Source organism: Enterococcus sp. NBRC 3427, from assembly GCF_007996925.1.
In the GTDB taxonomy this organism is placed as follows: Bacteria; Bacillota; Bacilli; order Lactobacillales; family Enterococcaceae; genus Enterococcus_B; species Enterococcus_B lactis.
Genome location: NZ_BJLL01000003.1, coordinates 74,024 through 95,182 on the forward strand (window position 1 = coordinate 74,024; position 21,159 = coordinate 95,182).

21 protein-coding genes are annotated in these 21,159 nt (G+C 39.1%); 5 read left to right on the forward strand and 16 right to left on the reverse strand.

All coding sequences use genetic code 11. From position 1 onward, the window contains the following. Positions 1-43: 43 nt before the first annotated feature. Positions 44-583 carry a DUF1273 domain-containing protein gene (locus ESP02_RS01405; protein WP_002372392.1) on the reverse strand — a complete coding sequence of 180 codons (540 nt, stop codon included), beginning with the start codon at positions 581-583 and terminating at the stop codon, positions 44-46. A gap of 63 nt (positions 584-646) precedes the next feature. Here ESP02_RS01405 and recU point away from each other — a divergent pair, with 63 nt between their 5' ends. Continuing rightward, entirely contained in the window at positions 647-1,294 is a 648-nt protein-coding gene (gene recU, locus ESP02_RS01410; protein WP_002309362.1) for a Holliday junction resolvase RecU, read from the forward strand. After that, positions 1,284-3,662 carry a PBP1A family penicillin-binding protein gene (locus ESP02_RS01415; protein ID WP_146925974.1) on the forward strand — a complete coding sequence of 793 codons (2,379 nt, stop codon included), beginning with the start codon at positions 1,284-1,286 and terminating at the stop codon, positions 3,660-3,662. Before recU ends, ESP02_RS01415 begins: the two co-directional genes overlap by 11 nt. A 16-nt stretch (positions 3,663-3,678) precedes the next feature. Here the strand turns inward: ESP02_RS01415 and nth are convergent, their stop codons facing one another. Together nth and ESP02_RS01425 are read right to left on the reverse strand one after the other, a co-directional pair. After that, the gene (gene nth / locus ESP02_RS01420) at positions 3,679-4,356 is read right to left on the reverse strand and encodes an endonuclease III (RefSeq protein ID WP_002309365.1); all 678 of its coding nucleotides are present in this window, start codon (positions 4,354-4,356) and stop codon (positions 3,679-3,681) included. Positions 4,357-4,362: 6 nt separating this feature from the next. Next, entirely contained in the window at positions 4,363-5,061 is a 699-nt protein-coding gene (locus ESP02_RS01425; RefSeq protein WP_002372388.1) for a DnaD domain protein, read from the reverse strand. A 267-nt stretch (positions 5,062-5,328) separates the two neighbouring features. Between ESP02_RS01425 and ESP02_RS01430 the strand changes: the two genes are divergently transcribed. After that, positions 5,329-6,516, forward strand: a complete 1,188-nt coding sequence (locus tag ESP02_RS01430; protein ID WP_002372386.1) for a tetracycline resistance MFS efflux pump — start codon at positions 5,329-5,331, stop codon at positions 6,514-6,516. A 2-nt stretch (positions 6,517-6,518) separates the two neighbouring features. On the opposite strand, the gene ESP02_RS01435 is transcribed toward ESP02_RS01430, so the two are convergent. The 8 genes from ESP02_RS01435 to ESP02_RS01470 all read right to left on the reverse strand — a co-directional run bounded on the left by ESP02_RS01435 (position 6,519) and on the right by ESP02_RS01470 (position 14,493). Continuing rightward, entirely contained in the window at positions 6,519-6,962 is a 444-nt protein-coding gene (locus ESP02_RS01435; RefSeq protein WP_025478245.1) for a MarR family winged helix-turn-helix transcriptional regulator, read from the reverse strand. 148 nt (positions 6,963-7,110) lie between these two features. Continuing rightward, a complete protein-coding gene (locus ESP02_RS01440) occupies positions 7,111-7,398 on the reverse strand; it encodes a DUF5960 family protein (protein ID WP_002372384.1) in 288 nt (95 codons plus the stop codon). A 232-nt stretch (positions 7,399-7,630) separates the two neighbouring features. Further along, complete coding sequence (locus ESP02_RS01445) at positions 7,631-8,983, reverse strand: NADH oxidase (protein WP_002309372.1); 1,353 nt, start codon at positions 8,981-8,983, stop codon at positions 7,631-7,633. A 271-nt stretch (positions 8,984-9,254) separates the two neighbouring features. Continuing rightward, entirely contained in the window at positions 9,255-9,701 is a 447-nt protein-coding gene (locus ESP02_RS01450; RefSeq protein ID WP_002289542.1) for a Fur family transcriptional regulator, read from the reverse strand. A gap of 238 nt (positions 9,702-9,939) precedes the next feature. Then, a complete protein-coding gene (gene cysK, locus ESP02_RS01455) occupies positions 9,940-10,866 on the reverse strand; it encodes a cysteine synthase A (protein ID WP_038398898.1) in 927 nt (308 codons plus the stop codon). 139 nt (positions 10,867-11,005) lie between these two features. After that, on the reverse strand, positions 11,006-11,896 hold the full coding sequence (locus tag ESP02_RS01460) for a glucosaminidase domain-containing protein (protein ID WP_010732669.1): 891 nt from the start codon (positions 11,894-11,896) through the stop codon (positions 11,006-11,008). Positions 11,897-12,142: 246 nt separating this feature from the next. Continuing rightward, positions 12,143-14,140 (reverse strand): transketolase, encoded by a 1,998-nt coding sequence (gene tkt, locus ESP02_RS01465; RefSeq protein ID WP_002309376.1) that lies wholly within the window; start codon positions 14,138-14,140, stop codon positions 12,143-12,145. Between the two features lie 101 nt (positions 14,141-14,241). After that, entirely contained in the window at positions 14,242-14,493 is a 252-nt protein-coding gene (locus ESP02_RS01470; protein ID WP_002309377.1) for a DUF896 family protein, read from the reverse strand. 146 nt (positions 14,494-14,639) lie between these two features. Here ESP02_RS01470 and lexA point away from each other — a divergent pair, with 146 nt between their 5' ends. Continuing rightward, positions 14,640-15,263, forward strand: coding sequence for a transcriptional repressor LexA (gene lexA, locus ESP02_RS01475; RefSeq protein ID WP_002309378.1), 624 nt, complete (start codon positions 14,640-14,642; stop codon positions 15,261-15,263). 178 nt (positions 15,264-15,441) lie between these two features. Next, on the forward strand, positions 15,442-15,660 hold the full coding sequence (locus ESP02_RS01480) for a hypothetical protein (RefSeq protein ID WP_002297436.1): 219 nt from the start codon (positions 15,442-15,444) through the stop codon (positions 15,658-15,660). 212 nt (positions 15,661-15,872) lie between these two features. Here ESP02_RS01480 and ESP02_RS01485 read toward each other — a convergent pair whose 3' ends face one another. From ESP02_RS01485 to rnz, 5 genes are all read right to left on the reverse strand, one after another. Next, positions 15,873-16,385, reverse strand: a complete 513-nt coding sequence (locus ESP02_RS01485) for an adenine phosphoribosyltransferase (protein WP_002295813.1) — start codon at positions 16,383-16,385, stop codon at positions 15,873-15,875. Positions 16,386-16,398: 13 nt separating this feature from the next. Next, the gene (recJ, locus tag ESP02_RS01490) at positions 16,399-18,696 is read right to left on the reverse strand and encodes a single-stranded-DNA-specific exonuclease RecJ (protein WP_038398895.1); all 2,298 of its coding nucleotides are present in this window, start codon (positions 18,694-18,696) and stop codon (positions 16,399-16,401) included. A gap of 141 nt (positions 18,697-18,837) precedes the next feature. Then, positions 18,838-19,281 (reverse strand): lipopolysaccharide assembly LapA domain-containing protein, encoded by a 444-nt coding sequence (locus tag ESP02_RS01495; protein ID WP_002390566.1) that lies wholly within the window; start codon positions 19,279-19,281, stop codon positions 18,838-18,840. Beyond that, positions 19,282-20,070, reverse strand: coding sequence for an SDR family oxidoreductase (locus tag ESP02_RS01500; protein WP_002329154.1), 789 nt, complete (start codon positions 20,068-20,070; stop codon positions 19,282-19,284). Continuing rightward, positions 20,067-21,008: a ribonuclease Z gene (gene rnz, locus ESP02_RS01505; protein ID WP_038398893.1), complete on the reverse strand. Its 942-nt coding sequence runs from the start codon at positions 21,006-21,008 to the stop codon at positions 20,067-20,069. The genes ESP02_RS01500 and rnz overlap by 4 nt, the downstream gene beginning before the upstream one ends. Positions 21,009-21,159: the final 151 nt, after the last annotated feature.

The window sequence follows — 21,159 nt, forward strand, 5'->3', positions numbered from 1 at the left end:
TCATTGTATAGGAAAAAAGTTGATAAATCAAACACAATATCGATTATTCACTAAAATTTTGAAGATCGTCCATACTGATCAGCCGAATTTCGTAGGGATGATCTGCTTGGTAATTCTGTGCATCTTCAAAAAAATACTTCGTTTTCCCAGGGAATTCTTCATCATAGATCAGCAGACAGCCTACTGTATGTTCAAGTATAAAACGAGTATGATTCTTTAGCTGACTAGGTGATTGGTAGGGTTGATGGCTAACAGCTTCAACATAATCTGCTAATTGTTCTGCTAATTGTTTTTTCTCTTGGTTCCCTTCATTCCAGTTATTACCAAAATCAGCAAAAGGATACAAAATACCAAGGGAAAGTTCCGGATATTCTTCTTTTAATTCCGCTACCGTTTGCACGGTCCATAGTTCAACGCCCAAATTCCCACTGACAAGTACCCATTCCAACCCTTCTTCTGCTAACTGACGGAGTTCCCTTTTTAAAACATTTTTAACAACTTGGATTTTAGGGTCATTTTCTTTAAAAACACCGAGTTCGAAACTTCGATACCCAGACACATAGATTACTTTTGACTTATCCATCTCAGATTCCTTTTCTTTCTATCTGCTTTTTTGCTATAATGTGGCCTAGGAGTGTGATTAAAGATGGTATTGCGCTATCCAAACGGCCAACCTTATTATAAGAATGCCTCTCCCGTCGAAAAAATTCAAGAAAAAAGAAAACAAATCACCGAATTCGGCAATCGGGGGATGCGCTTTGAAGAAGCAATCAATGAAAGTAATGAGTATTATCTTTCCCGCGGGTTGGCAGTTATCCATAAAAAGCCTACCCCTATCCAAATCGTGAAAGTAGACTATCCTAAGAGAAGCGCTGCTGTGATCAAAGAAGCCTACTTTACCCAAGCCTCAACCACAGACTATAATGGCGTCTATCGAGGCTTTTACTTGGACTTTGAAGCAAAAGAAACCAAGAACAAAACATCGTTTCCCTTTAAAAACTTCCATGCCCATCAAATCGAACACATGAAAGCATGCCTCGAACAAAAAGGAGTCTGCTTTGTCTTATTATGGTTTTCGACTTTGAAACGCTGTTTTTATTTGAATAGTGTTCATTTGATTGCTTACTGGGATGCCCAAAAGGAAAAAGGACGCAAATCACTGCCTTTATCTTTGATCGAAGAACTAGGAATAGAGATCAAAACTGGTATTTCTCCGCGGATTCCTTATTTGGACGCGGTTGACTTCTATTTATCAACATTATCTATTGAAGGAGAAAGCAAGAATGGCAAATGAACAAACTAGAAGCTCTAGACGACAGAAACAGCCTACTCCTAAAAAGAGTGTGAAGAAGAATTCTGGCAAAGGTTCTGGGAAGTCTTCTGGACCACATAAAAAAGGATTGTTTATCAAGATCCTTTTAGGCATCCTCTCGTTTTTCTGTATCCTCTTTTTAGCAGGTGTAGGACTGTTCTGGTATTACGCAAAAGATGCACCCGAATTGACAGATAAAAAATTAGACGCTACCGTATCTTCCAAATTATATACACAAGATGGTGAATTATTCGAAGATCTAGGTGCGGAAAAGCGAGAAAAGATTTCTGCAAATGAATTACCGAAAACATTGGAAGATGCGATCGTGTCAGTAGAAGATCGCCGTTTTTATAAACATATCGGGGTCGACCCTATTCGGATCATCGGTTCTGCCCTTTCTAATTTCACCTCTGGCGGTCTACAAGGCGGAAGTACTTTGACACAACAATTGATCAAACTGTCCTTCTTCTCCACCAGCGCCGAGGATCAGACTCTGAAACGTAAGGCTCAAGAAGCGTGGATGGCTGTAAGATTGGAACAGAAAAAATCGAAACAAGAAATTTTGACCTACTACGTAAATAAAGTGTACATGTCAAATGGTTTGTACGGGATGGAGACAGCTTCTGAGATGTACTTTGGTAAGAAACTATCAGAACTTTCTTTACCACAAACAGCATTGCTTGCTGGAATGCCGCAAGCCCCTTCTGCCTATGATCCTTATGTTTATCCCGATCAGGCGAAGAAAAGACGAGATACTGTTTTGTATACGATGCTTCAAAACGAAAAAATCTCTCAAACAGAATATGATCAAGCTGTTAATGTACCGGTAACGGATGGTTTGCAAGAGCTGACTCAATCTGATGACAACACTAAGATCGTCGATAATTATGTCAAAGAAGTCATCAATGAAGTACAAGAAAAAACAGATAAGAATGTCTACACAGACGGTTTAGAGATCTATACGAATTTGGATCTGGATGCTCAAAAGAAACTATATGATATCGTCAATACGGATCAGTATGTCTCTTATCCAGACGACGAGATGCAAGTTGCCTCCACGCTTATCGACACAAATACTGGGAAAGTCAAAGCCCAGATTGGCGGGCGTCACATCGCAGAAGACGTGACTTTAGGCAACAACTTAGCAGTGAATACTTCCCGTGATTTTGGTTCTACGATGAAACCTGTCACAGATTACGGACCAGCTTTTGAATATTTGAAATATTCTACTGGAAAAACTATTACTGACGCACCGTATAACTATGAAGGTACTTCTACACCTGTAGGAAACTGGGATAATCAATATATGGGCACCATTACTTTACGCCAAGCACTTTACTTATCCCGTAATGTTCCAGCAGTCAAATTATTCAATGAAGTTGGTTCAGATAAAGTGGCTTCTTTCTTAAAAAATCTTGGGATCGAATACAGTACGATCCATCAATCGAATGCGATCTCTAGTAATACGGAAGAACAAGATGGGACAAAATACGGAGCTTCTTCCTTAAAAATGGCAGCAGCCTATGCGGCTTTCGCCAATGGAGGAACCTATTACAAACCTCAATATGTTAATAAAATCGTCTTCCAAGACGGTACAGAAGAAACTTATGAACCAGATGGAAAAACAGCCATGTCTCCAGAAACAGCTTATATGATTACAGATATTTTAAAAGATACAATCACTGAAGGTACTGGTACGAATGCGCAAATCGCTGGGTTATATCAAGCCGGTAAGACCGGAACATCAAATTATACAGATGACGAGTATGCGAAACTTGGTATTTCTTCTGGTGTATATCCAGATATCCTATTTGCGGGCTATACACCAAATTATTCGATTTCCGTGTGGACAGGTTACAACAAGAAAATGACACCTGTCACTTCAGAATCGTCACACGTGGCCTCTGATGTTTATCGCGAGCTTATGCAGTATGTTTCAGCTAACGTGACAAATACAGACTGGGAGATGCCAAGTGGCTTGATTCGTGTGGGCGGTGAACTGTACTATAAGGATCAATATACAGTGAAATCAAGCACAGTTGCGCCATCAACAACTATTCCTTCTTCCAGCTATGTCCAGACTCCTGGAAGTTCAACAACAGAGCCGACGACTCAAACTAGCACTACTAGTCAAAGTGAATCAACCGCTGAGTCGTCAACAGAAAGCACGAAAGCAGAGACAAGTGAGCCAGCGTCATCAACGACGGTTCCTTCTTCTTCATCTGAAGAAAGCTCGACGCCGTCTTCATCTGCTCCTCCTGCTTCTTCTAGTGAGCCAGCAACTAGCGGAGCGGATGCTGCAAATGACCATACACCATCCAGTAGCACCTCAGCTTCTGGAAACAGATAGAAAAAAGAAACCACGTCTACAGGCGTGGTTTCTTTTTTAGCGTCTTTTCTTTTAGGCGCATCCGATTTTTCCCATCTTGGCATATTGATAGCAAAGGACACACCTCACACTTAGGATTTCTTGCTGTACAATGATATCTACCGAAAAAAATCAGTGTATGATGTGTCTTTACCCATAATTCTTGCGGCACTTTCCGCATCAGTGTTTCTTCTACTTCCATGACCGAGGCATCTAGTTTGCAGATCCTCAGTCGTTTTGAAACACGCTCAACATGGGTATCTACTGCGATTGCTGGTATCCCGAATGCATCTCCTAATACGACATTTGCCGTTTTTCTGCCCACGCCAGGAAGAGACATCAATTCTTCTCTTGTCGTTGGCACTTGTCCGTCGAAACGTTCAATCAGCTGCTGCGCACACGCTTTGATATTTTTTGCTTTGTTACGATACAAACCAATCGTTTTTATTTTGAGGATGATTTCATCGATCGAAGCATCTGCTAATGCATCAGGTGTTGGGAAGGAGGCAAACAAATCTGGCGTTGCTTTATTTACTGATACATCTGTCGCTTGGGCACTTAAGATCACTGCAATCAATAACTCAAATGGATTATTGTGTTTCAGTTCTCCGTGTGCTTCTGGGAACATTTCATACATCGTTTCTAGAGCTTCCATTGTCTTTTGTTTGCTTAACATATTCTGCTACTCCTCCAACCAATTTTTCAGCGAAACTTTTGGCAATTCTTCTTGTTGAGTTGGCTGCTCTACTTCTTTTTGAAGAAGTTGCTGTTTTCTTCGTTTTTGGTCTTCTTCTACTTGCTGTTTTGTACGTAGATTTTTTCTTTCCCACGATAGCAAAATGCGGTCAACGTAATTAAAACTATAAGCCTGATTCAATACGGCTTCTCGCAGTGCTAGCTTCAAAATTTCCGGCTGATAATGGTCTTCTTCTAGCCATTGTCCGATCCGCTGGAACTCGATCGAAGAAAGCGGGCGTCCAAATTCTTGTTCAAATAATTGATACACTGACTGGATTTCTTTTTCTTGTGTTTTTTCTTCGTATTTTTTTTCTTGTGTTTTTAAATACTCACCTAATTGACTATAAATGGGGTAAAGATTATATCGATCTGCTTTTTTACCGTTGACAATCGTCGTTTCTATCTTGATAAACCCATTTGTTACGAGACGATCCAGTATTTTAAAAATCTGATCTTGTTTGATTCCCATATCCATAGCAATCATCTGCAAATCAGGGAAAGTATCTCCTTCAAGCTGTGCCATGTGCAACTGTAGCACAAATAAAAATTCTTCAGATTGTAGACCGATCCTATGATAATTTTTAAGTAAAAGATTAGATATGACTGTTTGTCCAGCGCTTAAGTAATTTTCTAAATTCAACATGATTTCTCCTCCGCTCAATCACAGTATACGTAAAAAAAACATGGGAAGCAAGAACAGGTTTCTTTTCTATTACTTCAATGATTGGTCAGATTTATAGTGTCGTCTACTTGTTTTTTGTTTGTTCATGTTTTTGATGCGCACCTTCACTTTTCGGAATAAATAAATTAAGCAGATTTTGCTGTTCCTTAGAATGTTGACAAGGAAACAAAATTGCTATACACTATTTTTGTTTCCAAGTTAACATTATTTCATAAAGGAGTTTTTTTAATGTACAGTTTCACAAATAAACATTCTAAAGTTTTTGGATACGTCTCTGTCTTATTCACTGGATTAGGATTTACTATCGTCAGTCCTGTACTTCCGTTTTTAGCGCTGCCTTATTCCCACTCCGTACATCAGCAAGCTTTCTATATCACTTTGCTCATGTCTGTTTATGCTCTAGCTGCCTTCTTATCTGCCCCCATTCTCGGTAGCTTAAGTGATCATTTTGGGCGTCGCCCGATCCTTATTATCAGTTTATTAGGATCAAGTATCGGATATTTGATTTTTGGTTTAGGAAATTCGATATGGATGTTGTTCCTTGGTCGTATCATTGAAGGATTGACGGCAGGAGAAATCTCCACCTTATATGCTTACTTTGCCGACATTACGGAACCTAATGAAAGAACCAAAGTTTTTGGATGGATGGGTGCTTTAGTCGGTATAGGAACAACGCTTGGTCCTATTATAGGGGGCCTATTAACTGAGTTGGGGAATTTTGTTCCTATATTTATTGGAGCTCTCTTTACTTTCTTAAATGCCGTTTATGGCTACACATTTTTGCAAGAAAGCCTTCCAATAAAAAAACGTTCAGTAGATTTAAGTTTCTCCCATGTAAGACCTTTTCACCAATTACAACAATTATTCAAGATTTCATCCGTTATTCCTTTATTGACAGCAGGTTTTGCTGTTTGGTTAGCAGCTGGCTCTCTTCAATCTATCTTTTCTCAATTTTCGATTGACGCCTTTCAGTGGAAGGCTGGGTTGGTTGGTTTAAGCTTCTCTTTGATTGGAATCTTGGATATTGTCTCGCAATTGTTCATTATGCCTCGATTGCTCAAAAAATTTTCAGAACAGCAGATCACAAGAATAGGGATGTTCAGTGAAATCCTCGCCTATCTATTCATCACATTATCTGGAATTCTTCTACTGCCGATTTTGTTTTTATTTGGGATTATCTGTTATGGTTTCGGCGATTCTATTTTTACTCCTGTATTCAATGGACAACTATCCAATTCTGTCTCAGATAACCAGCAAGGTCTTGTAATGGGCGGTACCCAAAGTATACAATCTCTATCGCGCGTCATCGGCCCGCTAATCGCAGGGCAACTTTATGCTGCAGCACCATTTCTTCCGACGATATTCGGGTTTTTACTTATGATCTTTGCCTATTATTATTACAATATAAAACATTAGTTTCATTTGCTTCTTCGTATAAATTCTCTGTATCGACCGATAAAACGAAATACTGTGTCAAATTCTTCTTTTGACATATTTTCAAATACAGCAGCATCTCGCTGTACCCATTTTTGATGGAGCTGCTCATGTCTATTCCTTATTTTTTGTCCGATTGGCGTCAATTGAAAATAGATTTCTTTTTTATTCTCTTCGCTTTGATAAGTGTTTATGATCCCTCTGGCTATCAGTTTTTTTGTTAGCTTACTGATGGCTCCTCTAGTCATATAACTAGCATTCGCTAATTTTGTCACATTAGGATCAGGGATTTTCCCGATATGTTCAATCACTTCTAGTTCATTTAGCGTAAATCCTACAAATTCTTTTTCCATTTCTGGTTTATTACGATGAATAATCTCATTAGCTAAATCCAGATATTCTTCTATTAGCAGCTGTCTTTTATCCATTTCTACACCTTCTTTTTCTTTCATTATATTATTTTTTTGTTTCCTAAACAACAAAGCTAAAAGGATTTTATAGTAAAAATAAGAATGAAATCAAGAAAAAAGGGTGTTGACAAAAATGTCACAACCCTTTTTTCCGAATAAACGGTGTTTAAACATCATCTTCTGTTTCTAGTTCATACGGCTGTCCTTCATATGTGTACTCCGTATTCAATGTGCCGTCATTTTCATCTGAGTAGATGCGTCGACTGAAAGGAAAACGATGAGAAGCATTATCTTTCGCATCTTCTGCTGGCATCGTATAATATTCCTCTTGTGTTTCATTCAATTGAGAGAGCACTTGCTCCGCCAACTTATCTATATTGATCGTCGACTCCTTCGCAACATTTTTATAATCTTCTAAAAATGCATCTTGTTGGACAAAATATTCTTTATTCATCTTCTTTCTCACCTTTCTTTTCAAGTTCAAGTAAAACTGCTTGTTCTTTTATGTAACAGCTTTATCTTTGTTGCTTATTGTGACAAAAAATGCGAAGAAAGACAACTAATTGCACTTTTCACAAAAAGACAGAGGGTCGTGACAAAAAACGCGTCACAACCCTTTTTCCAAAATAAACGGTAATCAATCAAAGCTAAACAGCTTTTTCATAACCGCTCTCGTCTGTCTTTCTTTATTGTGCTGTTTCGATTTCGCCTAGCGCTGCTTGTGCAAGTAGGTTCAAGTAATTCCAAGGACGGTCAAAATGTGGTTGGAAGAAGAAGTCTGAAAGAGCAAGATCTTCTACAGTCATTTTATTTTGAACAGCTAAAGACATAGTATTTGCTGATTGCGTAATGTCGTATTTAGACATGAACTGAGCACCAACGATACGATTTGTGCCTTTTTCATAAACTAACTCCATCATTACTTTTTCAGTAGTCGGCATGAACTCTGGACGATAATTGTCTTCAAATACCGTTGCTTGGACTTCTAGATCGTTCAATGTTGCGCTTTCTTTGGTCACTCCTGTCGAGCCAATCGTCCAGCCAAATAGATAAAGTCCTGAAGTTCCTTGAGTCCCACGATATGCCATTTTATGCTCTGTCAAGTTATTTCCTACAAGCAATCCTTGGCGCACGGCATTTGTTGCCAGTGGAATATAGTTTTGTGTGCCACTTGGATTGTAGTTGACTACTGCTGAATCTCCAGCAGCAAAAATGTCTGGATCACTTGTTTGCATGTATTCATTTACTTTGATTGCCCCGTTTGGCAGTGTCTCTACTTTTCCTTCGATCAGTTTTGTATTTGGACGGAAGCCCACACATAAAATAACCATATCTGTATCAAATGTATCTGTTGGTGTAGCTACTTGTTTCACTTTTCCTTCTTCATCTGTGATGAATTCAGTAACATTTTCACCTAATGCAAGAGTGACACCGCGGTCTGTCAATTCTTTTTCTAAGATATCTGTGAATGGTTTATCTAGATATTTGTTCAAGATGCGATCTAACCCATCAATCAATGTTACTTGTTTTCCAGATTCGACAAAAGCTTCGACTAATTCAATACCGATATACCCACCACCAACGATTACTACACGTTTTGCTTCTTTTGCTTGTGCAATGATTTCATTTGCTTGGTTGTAGTTTTTGCATAGGAGTACATTTTTTGCATCAATTCCACTAATCGGTGGGATGATAGGCCATGAACCAGTTGTCATTACTAATTTATCATAAGAAACCGTTTCTGTTTCTCCTGTTTTCAGATCTTTTGCCGTCACTGTTTTATTTTCTGTATCGACGTCTGTTACATCGTGTTCCATTTTAACTGTTGCTCCTAATGAAGATAATTCTTCAGGGTTTGAGTAGAACAAGCCTGCTGGGTCTTTTACTACTCCGCCGACATAAAGTGCAATACCGCAAGATAAGAAAGAAATATTGTCATTTCTTTCATATACTGTCACTTCTGCTTCTGGATGATTTTTTAAAATACTTTTTACAGCTGCAGTACCTGCATGAGTACAGCCAATTACTACTACTTTCATTTATGGTCCCTCCGATTAACATTTTGTCCTTCGACAAAATTACTATAACAGAAATAAAACGGATACAACAGTTTAATGCTTGTGAATTCACAAAGGTTTATTTGTAGTTTTACTCATTTACAATCATAGAAATCCATTGTTAGCAAGGTTATAATTGTGATAACATTCACTTTAACGTTTGTGTTTGTGAACAAAAGACAAAAAAATAAAAAAAGCTAGCGTTTTTTTACGCAGCCAGCTTTTTTAGGTGTAACACTTGTAGAAACTGTTTTTACATTTGTGCCTTTTTTGCTGATTCTTTACAGTCTGGACAAAGTCCATACAATTCCAGCCGATGTTCGTTAATCTCAAAATCAGTCAGCCTACTCGCAGCCATTTCTATATCTTCTAACCCTGGGTAATGAAAATCAACGATCTTACCGCAGTTTTCGCAAATCACATGATAGTGACGCTTTGAGCTGAAATCAAAACGGCTAGAAGCATCGCCGTACTTCATTTCTTGAACAAATCCAATCGAAGTAAACAGACGAAGATTGTTGTAAACGGTCGCAACACTCATGTTTGGGAAACGATGTTCAAGTGCTTTATAAATCTCATCAGCTGTTGGATGGGAATGATGTTCAATCAAATATTCTAAAACCGCGTACCGTTGAGGTGTGATTCGAATGTTCTCTTTTTTTAACTTTTCGATAACCTCTTCGACTAACTTATTTTCCATGTAAACACCCCACGTTGTTATTCTCGTCTTATCATACTATTTTTACATTTTAAAATCCACTTAACATGAAAAGAAAATTCAATTTTATTGTATTTTAATGAAAAAAAGACGTAAAACAGTCATGTTCACCATTCTACGTCTCTATTCAACTAACTCTTTTCTTATCATAGATTTTTGTGTTTTCTTTTCATCTGTAAAAGCCTTCCACATAAACCTATTTATAGAGAAACAAGTTTACTTATATTTCTTGGTAAAGGGCTGTAGATAAATAACGTTCACCATTGTCGGGAACGACTGCTAATACCTTTTTGCCTTTCCCTAGTTCTTTTGCGACTTTTAATGCAGCAGCAATTGCAGCGCCAGATGAGATACCAACTAAAATTCCTTCTTTTCGTCCGACTTCTCTAGCTGTTTCCATCGCTTCGTCTCCAGTCACAGAAAGGACTTTATCATATACAGAGGTATCCAATGTTTTAGGAACAAATCCTGTACCGATCCCTTGTATTTTATGAGGACCTGCTTCTTTTCCTTCTAAAATGGCAGATTCTGCCGGTTCTACCCCAACTAATTCGATCTTTGGATACACACGTTTTAATTCTCGGCCAGCGCCAGTGATTGTCCCGCCTGTCCCGATACCTGCGACAAAAGCGTCCAATCCATTTACTCCAAAGGCTTGATGAATCTCTGGACCAGTCGTTTTTTCATGTACAAGAGGATTTGCTTCATTTTCAAATTGTAATGGTAAAAAGTAGCCATTTTCTTTTGCCAAACGTTCTGCTTCTCTAATGGATCCAGAAATACCATCCACACCGGGCGTCAGAATCAACTCTGCGCCGTATCCTTTCATCAATAAACGTCTTTCGATACTCATCGTCTCAGGCATCACGATAATGACTTTATATCCCTTCGCGACTCCTACCATCGACAATCCGATTCCTGTATTTCCAGAAGTAGGTTCAATGATGGTATCTCCTGGTTTCAGTAATCCATCATGTTCCGCTTTTTCTATCATACTTAGAGCAATCCGGTCCTTTACACTTCCTCCTGGATTAAAAAACTCAAGTTTCACAAATACATCTGCTGAATCTTCTGGTACGACTTTATTTAATTTGACGATTGGCGTTTTACCAATCAATTCGGTGACTGAGTTATAGATAGCTGTCATCTTCAATTCCCCCTTGTCTTTGCTCTTTCCTACTTATCATAATACAATCTGTTCATTTCTGGCGAGTGATTCGTCTTTGACTAGCAAAAAAAGGCAAAGATATACCAGATATGGTAGTTTCTTTGCCTTTTTATCTAAATCAAACGTTTAGTTCTTGTCCGACTAATAAAGAATAACTGGACATGGACATACCGTTTTTCGCCATTAGATCATCAACAGACATGCCAAATTTTTGTGCAATATCCCATAGCGTATCTCCTGATACAACTGTATATGTTTGACTACTATTTGTATCCGCGCCTGTTGTCGAAGATGATGATGACGTTGAAGTCGTCGTCGTAGTAGTTGTTGTACTTGTGGTAGTTGTGGTCGCCGAACCAGTTGATGGTGTATCAAAACGGGTTAAATTATAAGTATTAATTAATGAGTTCAATTTGGTCCCATAATCTGGATCGGTAGCATAACGACCTGTCAAGTACGCTGTTGCATCATAAAAACTTGTTGTATTGCTTTTCCATACACCAGCATAATGATAATCGCCTGTTGAAAAACTGGTTGAACGAAGAACATTTGCATGGTCTTGGAAGGATTCCCAATAAGAAGAATATTTTCGGAATGGTTCATTCATCGTTACCCATTGTCCGTTTACATATTCTTTGGTTGCCATATAAACGACCTGTCCGTTATAGCTTCCTTTTACACCGAACAAATTATAATTGGGCGCACTAGCTAATCCGGAAGTACCATATGCACTTTCCAACAACGCTTGAGCGATCATGACTGAAGCATACAAGTCATTACTTGCAGCAACTTCTGATGCAGACCAGCCGATTTGATCGATAAACGCTTGAGGATCAGCGACTGTTTGAGATCCTTGTTCATCTGCATGAACACTTTGCGGTACCGCTGTAACCATCATCGGCCCAACTAAAAGACTCGTTCCAATTAAAGGAGCAATCGCTTTTTTATTGATCACCATGTTTCTTTTAGGTCTATGGTGTCGGGCACTGCGGGTCTTCAGCTCTTGCATTCAAATTCCTCCTCAAAATAAAAAAACTTAATAAAAAGTTCTCTTCTTAAAACAAACTTAATTAATTAAATTATACTTTTAATTTTCAAGAAACACAAACTAATCCGAAGAATTCTTTGTTTTGTCATTTAAATGTAATATAACAGAAAACGAAAAGTAACATTGACTCATTCTTTCCACCACATAAAAAACAGCTGCCTCCAACTTGCAGACAGCTGTCTTGATCATTCAAACAATGATTGGTGTCTATGATAATTGATTGTACGTATTCACAACATTTTCTACTGTAAATCCAAACTCTTCTAAAATTTTAGCACCAGGAGCAGATGCACCGAAATGATCGATGGTAATCGTTGTTCCTTCTGTCCCCACATAGCGTTCCCATCCGAATGATGCAGCAGCTTCGATCGCCACGCGTTTCTTCACTGCTTTAGGAAGTACGCTTTCTTTGTATTCAGAAGATTGTTTTTCAAACAGGTCGAAGCTTGGCATAGAAACAACAGAAACATCTTTCCCGTTTTCTGCCAATTCTTTTTGAGCTTTCACGGCTAAATCAACTTCAGAACCAGTTGCAATCAAAATACCTTCTGGTGTTTCTCCTTTAGCTGGAGAAAGAACGTACGCGCCTTTTTTGACCATTTCATCTGCTACTTCTTTTGTAGAAGGCAATACAGGAAGGTTTTGGCGACTCAATACAAGGATAGTAGGCGCATCAGTAGTCTCCATCGCCACTTTCCAAGCAGCACGTGTTTCATTTCCGTCTGCTGGACGAATCACTTGGACACCAGGCATGCAACGAACAGAAGCTAATTGTTCAATCGGTTCGTGTGTTGGTCCGTCTTCTCCGACAGCAACGGAGTCATGTGTCAAAACGTAAACAACAGGCGTATGTTGAATCGCTGCTAAACGAACAGCTGGTCTTAGGTAATCGACAAAGACAAAGAATGTTCCGCCATAGATACGAGTTCCGCCATGAAGTTGGATACCATTCATAGCCGAAGCCATCGCAAATTCGCGAACGCCAAACCAGATGTTACGTCCTTCATAATGTTCAGGAGTAAAATCTTTATCAGCAGCTACCATTGTATTATTGGAACCTGATAAATCTGCTGAACCGCCCCAGAAACTTGGTATAGCTTTCGATAATTCTTGGATGACTTCTTTACTTGAAACACGGCTTGCTTGACTGCTTCCTACTTCATAAGTCGGCAATTCTGCATCCCAGTTTTCTGGCAGTTTTCCATCAAAGGCATCTTCAAATTGTTGCGCTAATTCAGGATAAGCTTTTTTATAATTGGCAAACATTTCATTCCACGCATCTTCAGCTTTTTGTCCTTCTTCTATCATTGTTTGATGGAAGCGGGCAGCTACTTCTTCGGGAACAGTGAAGTCTGGATAATCCCATCCGTAAACTTCTTTAGCCATCTTGATACCATCTTCGCCAAGAGGAGCACCATGAACAGCAGATGTTCCTTCTTTAGGAGCACCGTAGCCGATGACTGTTTTTACTTCGATCAACGTTGGTTTATCTGTTTCAGCTTTTGCTTCTTCAATCGCTTTAGAGATTGCTTCTAAGTCATTTCCGTCTTTCACTAAGATATGTTGCCAGCCATATGCTTCATAACGAGCACCAACATTTTCTGTGAACGCTTTTGAAGTTGGACCATCTAATGAAATATCGTTTGAATCATATAAAACGATTAATTTACCTAACTTCATATGACCTGCCATCGAACTTGCTTCTTGAGAGACTCCTTCCATCAAGTCTCCATCCCCACAGATTGCATACGTATAGTGATCCATTACGTTGAAGTTTTCTTTGTTATAAGTGGCTGCAAGGTGTGCTTCTGCCATCGCCATACCAACAGCCATTGCAATCCCTTGGCCTAATGGGCCTGTAGTAGCTTCTACACCATCTGTATGATGGACTTCAGGATGTCCCGGTGTCTTAGAATCCCATTGACGGAATTGTTTCAAATCATCAATTGTCACTTGATAGCCAGCTAAATGAAGTAAACTATATAACATTGCTGACCCATGTCCTGCTGAAAGAATGAAACGGTCGCGATCAGCCCAATTTTTCGATGTCGTTGGATTTACTTTCAGGTGTTTTGTCCATAACGCATATGCCATAGGTGCTGCGCCCATCGGCAATCCAGGATGTCCTGAATTTGCTTTTTGGACTGCTTCAATACTTAATGTACGAATTGTGTTAACGCCAAGTTGGTCAATTTTGTCAAACAAAATAACCCCTCCTATTAATTTAGGTTTTTTTTACCTTTATTTCTTACACTTTCATTCTATAAGATGTCACACGAAAAAGCAATCATTTTCAGTATTTTTTACTAAAAGTTGTCATTTCGGTTGTGTAAGCCTTTTTTCTTTTGGATTTCTTTTAATTTTTCCGGGGTTACGTCATTGCCCTCAGGATCGACGATTTTCATTCCTTCGATATGATGACGCATACCGGAACGAAAAGCTTCCAAATACTCTTTGCGTAAGTTGATTTGTTCTTGTTCTTCGGCTTTCGAGAGACCATTTTCCTTCTTTTTACGTGCAAGTTCATTGATCCGCTCTATTTTTTCAGGTGACAGCATGCTCAGCCCTCCTTTTACTCTCCTTCATATTATATAAAAACTGAAAAAAAAACAACTAGATAAACTAAATAAAATACGAACATTCGTTTGATTTAGCGCTTTTTATATGGTACTATTTATTTATCAAGTGAAAGAAGGTGTACCTTGTGGCCCGACAAACTGAATCAAGACAAATTGAAGTCTTACGTTATATCCATGAACAAGTAACCCAAAAAGGATACCCGCCAACTGTCCGTGAAATCGGAGAAGCTGTTCAGCTTTCTTCTACTTCTACTGTTCACGGTCATCTTGCACGGCTTGAAAAAAAAGGGTTTATCCAAAGAGATCCGACGAAACCTCGTGCAATCGAGTTGACAAAACAAGGTTTAGAAAAGATTGGGATTCGTCCAACAACTATTCCAGTACTTGGCGTAGTAACAGCTGGAGAACCAATTTTAGCAGTAGAGGATGCTTCGGACTTCTTTCCGATCCCTCCTAATCTTTCTTCTGAAGAAGGCAGTCTCTTTATGCTGACGATTCGTGGAGATAGTATGATCAATGCTGGAATTTTGGATGGCGACAACGTGATCGTTCGGAAGCAGGAAACTGCACAAAACGGTGATATCGTCATTGCAATGACTGCAGAGGATGAAGCGACTTGCAAACGATTCTATAAAGAAAAAAACTACTTCCGTCTTCAACCTGAAAACGACTTACTCGAACCAATCATTTTAGATCAAGTATCTATATTAGGACGAGTAGTAGGGCTCTATCGTAGTCATATCTATTAATTAGTACTAAAAAAGAAAATTTTTTAAAACCGAGTTTGAGACCATTGTCTCAAACTCTTTTTTCGCCCAAGTTCTTCTTCTTTCAAATTTTTATCACTTCCCTCTTTACAAACCGAACAAATATTCGTATACTAAATATACGAACAATTGTTCGCATAAATTAACGAGGTGAGAATTCATGAAATCAATGAGACGTCTTGGCTTAGTATTAACTGTTTTGTTTTTAGGTATTATTATTGGTAATTTCGGCATACGTCCAGCTTTACTTGTGTTTGTTCCGTTATTTACTTTGTGGTTCATGTTGTGGGATGAAAAGAAGTACCGTCAATCTGAGCGGCGCAGAATTCATGAAGATCATTTCTATCATGAACCCTACTACAGATCCAGGCAATCATAATGAGGATTGACTGCTAATTGTTTAAAAGACAAAAAGTTAAACTTTTACGAGGGTGTGACAAAAATCGGTCACATCCTTTTTTTCGAACCTTTACCGGACTTTGACTGGTTCCATTTATAAAAATAGCGACCCTCAAGCGTCAGAGTGCCTATCTGACTTTTGAGGGTCGCTTCAAAATCGCTTCTTTATAAATTATAAATCGCTTTTTCTGCTTAATATTCCATTAATGTAATAATGTCGTATCCTTTGATTTTGTCACGTCCATGGAGATCCATCAATTCGATTAAAAATGCGCAGCCTACGACTACACCACCTAATTGTTCGATCAGTTCGATTGTCGCTTTGATCGTTCCACCTGTAGCCAGCAAATCGTCACAAATCAGCACACGCTGACCTGGTTTAATGGCATCCTTATGCAATGTCAATGTATCTGTTCCATATTCTAATCCATAAGTCACTTCGATGGTTTCTCGAGGTAATTTCCCTTTTTTGCGGACTGGTGCAAAACCAACTCCTAACTCATAAGCAACAGGACATCCTACGATGAACCCACGTGCTTCTGGTCCAACTACCATATCAATTCGTTTTTCTTTTGCATAATTTACGATTTGCTTCGTAGCTTCCCGATAAGCGTCACCATCTGCCATCAGCGGGGAAATATCTCGGAACACAATTCCTTTTGACGGATAGTCGGGAATACTGGCAATATAATCTTTTAAATCCACTCTTTGTTTCCTCCTAGGTTGTTAACCATTTCTTTATGGTAGGAATATCGCTCAAAAGCAAAAATTCCTCAACTTTGATTTTATTTAGCCGCCGCTGGTATAATTTGCTCTCAGTCAAAGGATGACTTTCTGGGCTGGCGACTTTTTGTAAAACACCGTTCTCTATTGTAACAAATTTCAATTCAAAAAACACCTGTATCATAAAAATTAATAATTTTTCAGGGATACGCAAATATTGAGCTACTGCTTTTATTTTATGACGTATATCTATTCGTTCTTGAGAATGGATCAATTTAAACAATTTTGCGTACTGTTCTCTTGTGCCTACCCCATTCAAATAAGCCTCATCAGGTGAAATCCCCATCAGATAAACACGATTGAATGAATAAGACCGAAAGACTTCTTTCAGCTCTGCTAAATCATCTGGACAATCCATAATAACCAGAGATTTCGGTTTTCTTTTTTCAATTACCGCCTGTATAGAATCCATTCCTTCGAAAACAATCGCCGTTTCTTGGATGCTCTCCGGTACGAATTTTAACGTCGAAGAATCAAAAGCTAAATAAAGACTGTCTTCAGATATTCGGCTCTGTTCACGGAAACGTTTTGCCCGCCAATCAAATACCTGCAGACCCCCTACTGCAAAATCAGATACCATCAATTGCGGTTTCTTACGTCCATTCCATTCATTGATCGAAAGCTTTCCTACTACATCTACTAGATTATTCAGCAGTTCTTCTTCTTGAGTTCCAAAACCAAAAGCGACCGCATCAAGCTGACTAGATTCATCGGAAAGGACAAATTTCAGATGCTGTTGATTTGCTCCGATTCTTTTGACATTCGCTGCTTGGACTTGCCGAAATAAAAATTGAGGTAAAGGATTATCTGTACCAAATGGCGCTAATAATTTTAGTTCATCAATACGCTCTACTGTTACTTCATCCGGAAATAGCACTTCATCAATTCTTAATTCAGGTCCTCTTGTCAAATCGATTTGACGATCGACTATATATTGGTTCATCTTCTCCTGTAGTATTGTGACATTTTCACTTGGCATCGTTAACCCGACTGCTGCATGATGTCCCCCGAAGTAAGTGAATAAATCCCGCATCTGGTCAAGCATTTCAAAAAGGTTCAAGGCTTCAACACTACGTCCAGATCCTTTAGCTGATCCGTCTTCTTTTAAAGTAAGAACAAGCGTTGGTTTACCAGTTTCGTTCATTATTTTTCCAGCAACAATACCCAAAACGCCTTCATGCCATCCTCGGTTTACCAATAGATGGATATGATTCTCCTTATTGACCATTGCTAATGCTTCTTCTGTTATCTGCTCTACGATTGCTTTTCTTTCTTCATTGATTTCATTCAATTTTTTTGCTTGAATGGAGGCCTCTTCTTCGTCAAACGTTGCAAGCAATGAAACGGCAGGTCGCGGGTCACCCATCCGACCAATGGCATTTAGTCTGGGCGCAATCGAAAAGCCGATCGTTGTTTCGTCTGCATCTCTCATTTTTACGCCACTTTCTTCAAACAGCGCCTGAAGTCCTATCCGTTCTGAATGATGGATGGCATCGATTCCTAATGAAACAAGGATTCGATTCTCATCAGTCAATGAAACTAAATCGGCGATCGTTCCTATCGCTACTAAATCCAAAAATTCTGCAGGTGGTTCTTCCAACAATGCAGAAGCTACTTTGAATGCTACTCCGACTCCTGCCAGATCTGGAAATGGATATTGCCCCGCTGGATGACGAGGATGAACAATCGCATAGGCGTCTGGTAATTTCTCAGGTAGCTCGTGATGGTCTGTAATGATCACGTCTACACCAGCTTGCTGAGCATATGCTACCGCATCATTTCCTGCTACCCCGTTATCAACAGTGATGATCAGCTGGATGCCTTCTTCGATCTTTTCTTGGTATACCGATTGGTTTGGTCCATACCCATGCTCAAATCGATTTGGCAAAAATACTTCTACTTCTGCGCCAAGTAATTCCAGTGTTTCTTTCATTACCGTTGCACTGGTGATTCCGTCTGCATCATAATCACCGTAAACAAGGATTTTTTCTCCACTGATTACAGCTTCTTGTATTCGACTGATTGCTTTATCCATATCGTGCATCAGATACGGATCATGTAGTTCTTGTTCCTTTGGATGTAAAAATCGGTTGATATCCTCTTCCTCATGGTAACCTCTTTGCCACAGTAACTTACCGACAAATGGAGATAATTTCAGTTCACGAATCATTTGGAGAAAGGATTCAGAAGGCTCTGTCTCGCTTAACTTCCAATCAAAATTTGCTTGTCTCACTTTCTCACTCCTAACTTAGTTATTATAGCAAAGGAAATCAGCAAAAAAAAGCAGAAAGAAAGAATAAAAATAGATCAGATCCGCTAGACTGATGTTCAGCAGGACCCGATCTTTTATACGACCATTTATGAAATATCCCTATTAGTCAAAATAATTGAAGCTTTGTTTTGGCGCTTGCGTTTTTTGTTCTTCCGGTGCTTTCAATTGACTGATTTGTGCTGTTTTCGCTTGTAATTCCGCCTGATAAGCAGCTTCTAACTCCGCGCGTTCGTTTCTAAACTCGCGTTGCTGTTCTTCTTTTGCTTCTTCAATTTTCTTTTGCAGATCTGTTTGGTATTCTGATATTTCCTGAGTCAGCTGCTTGATTTGCTTTTTTTGCTGCCATAGTGTTGCCGAAGCAGTCAAGAATACAATCAGTGCACCAATCAGCGCAGAACCGATAATCACTAAGATCAACGGTGCAGAAAAGGAAGTGAAGCCAAAACTTACAGGGACATTTTTATTGTTCAATACAGCAAAAAGAACAATAATCAAAACTAAGATAAATCCAAGAATCACATTGCTTTGCTTTTTCAATTCCTCCACCTACTTTTTGTTAAAAATTCCGCTGGCTAAATAATCACCAATCGTTGGAAACAGCGTATAAAATTTTGATGCAACTTCTAAAATAAACGGTTGATTGATTTCCCGTTTTGGATGTCTCATATTGCGGACGATCATTTTTGCCAACTTAGTGGGTTCTAAAACGATTTGCCCGACTTTTTCCAAATAGCTTCCGCTTGGATCAGCCTTGTCAAAGAAATCTGTCTCGATTGGACCTGGATTTACTGTCGTAACAGCTACACCAAGTGGTTTCAATTCTAATCGCAAAGCGTTGGAGAAGCCAAGGACCGCAAATTTCGTGGCAGAATAAACCGTTGATTTTGCAGTTGCCATTTTCCCAGCCATTGAGGCGATATTAATAATATGTCCCTGTCTTCTTTCTGCCATATCGATCGCAAATTTTTGTGTCAAAACCATCATTCCTAAGATATTGACTTCAAACATATCGTATGCTTTTCCAAGATCGAATGTAAGGAAGTCCTCGAAAATACCAAAACCAGCATTGTTTACCAGAATATCGACACGTCCAACTTCTTCCATTACTTTTTCATATAGTTCATCCACACTATAAGGATCGCTGACGTCTACTTTGAAAGCATAAGCCTCTTTGCCGCTCAAGCGTCTGCACTCGTCTCTGACACCTTCTACAAATGCCATTCTTCGTGCGCAACTTATAACGATTGCTCCTTGCTTTGCTGCTTCATAACAGATTTGCGCGCCTAGACCACCTGAACTACCTGTTACTAAAACAACTTTATCTTCTAAATTCATGCCTCATCCTCCTCACGAAATGGTATCTCAATGCTATCAAAATCTTTCATAATCGTCGTGTTTTCAAACACTTCTTTTGCTTCTTTTTCAAGCTCTAGAGCTGCTTTCCCTAAATATCTTGCACTGATATGAGTAAGCAACAACCGTTTTGCCTGCGCTTCTTTTGCAACTTCAGCAGCTTGATGAGTCGTGGAATGGAAATAGTTATGCGCCATTCTTGCTTCATCTTTATTAAATGTGCTTTCATGTACCAAAATATCACTGTTCTCCGCAAGCACAACAGAATTATGTGTTTTTCTCGTGTCGCCTAAAATAGTCACGATCCGCCCTTTTTTATTTGGGCCTACGAAATCTTTTCCATTGATCGTCCGACCATCTTCTAGTTGGATCATTTCCCCTTGCTTCAGCTTGCCGTACAGTGGTCCAGCGGGAATGCCTAATTCTTTCAGACGATCCACCTGCAATTCTCCTTTATGATCATGTTCAACCACACGATAACCGAAACTGTCGATTCCATGATTTAGTTTTTTTGCATAAACAGAAAATTGCTGATCAGTAAAAATCGGGTCTGTTTCATTTAACTCGATGAATTTCAGCGGATAACTTAACCGTGTTTGCGAAATGCCTAAAGAGACTTTTATGTATTCCTCTATCCCTTTTGGCCCGTAAATCTCTAATGGCGTATCCCCACCTTGAAATGAACGGCTGCTGATGAGTCCAGGAAGCCCGAAAATATGATCGCCGTGTAAATGTGTAATGAAAATTTTTCCGATTTTTCTCGGACGGATAGTCGTTCGCAAAATCTGCATTTGCGTGCCTTCACCACAGTCGAATAACCAAACTTCATTACGTTCGTCTAAAAGTTTCAATGCTATACTTGTCACATTTCTATGTTTTGCAGGAACACCTGCGCCTGTTCCTAAAAATTGTAATTCCATAATCTACCTGACTTTCTTTAAGTTCCTCTTTAATTTTAGGGGAAAAAGATAGGATAATCAACCGTAAGTCGATAAAGGCTTCAAATAAAAACGATGTTCTTCTGTGATAACGTTTTCTTTAAACTCCATTGTAAAAACAGCAGCGAACCCT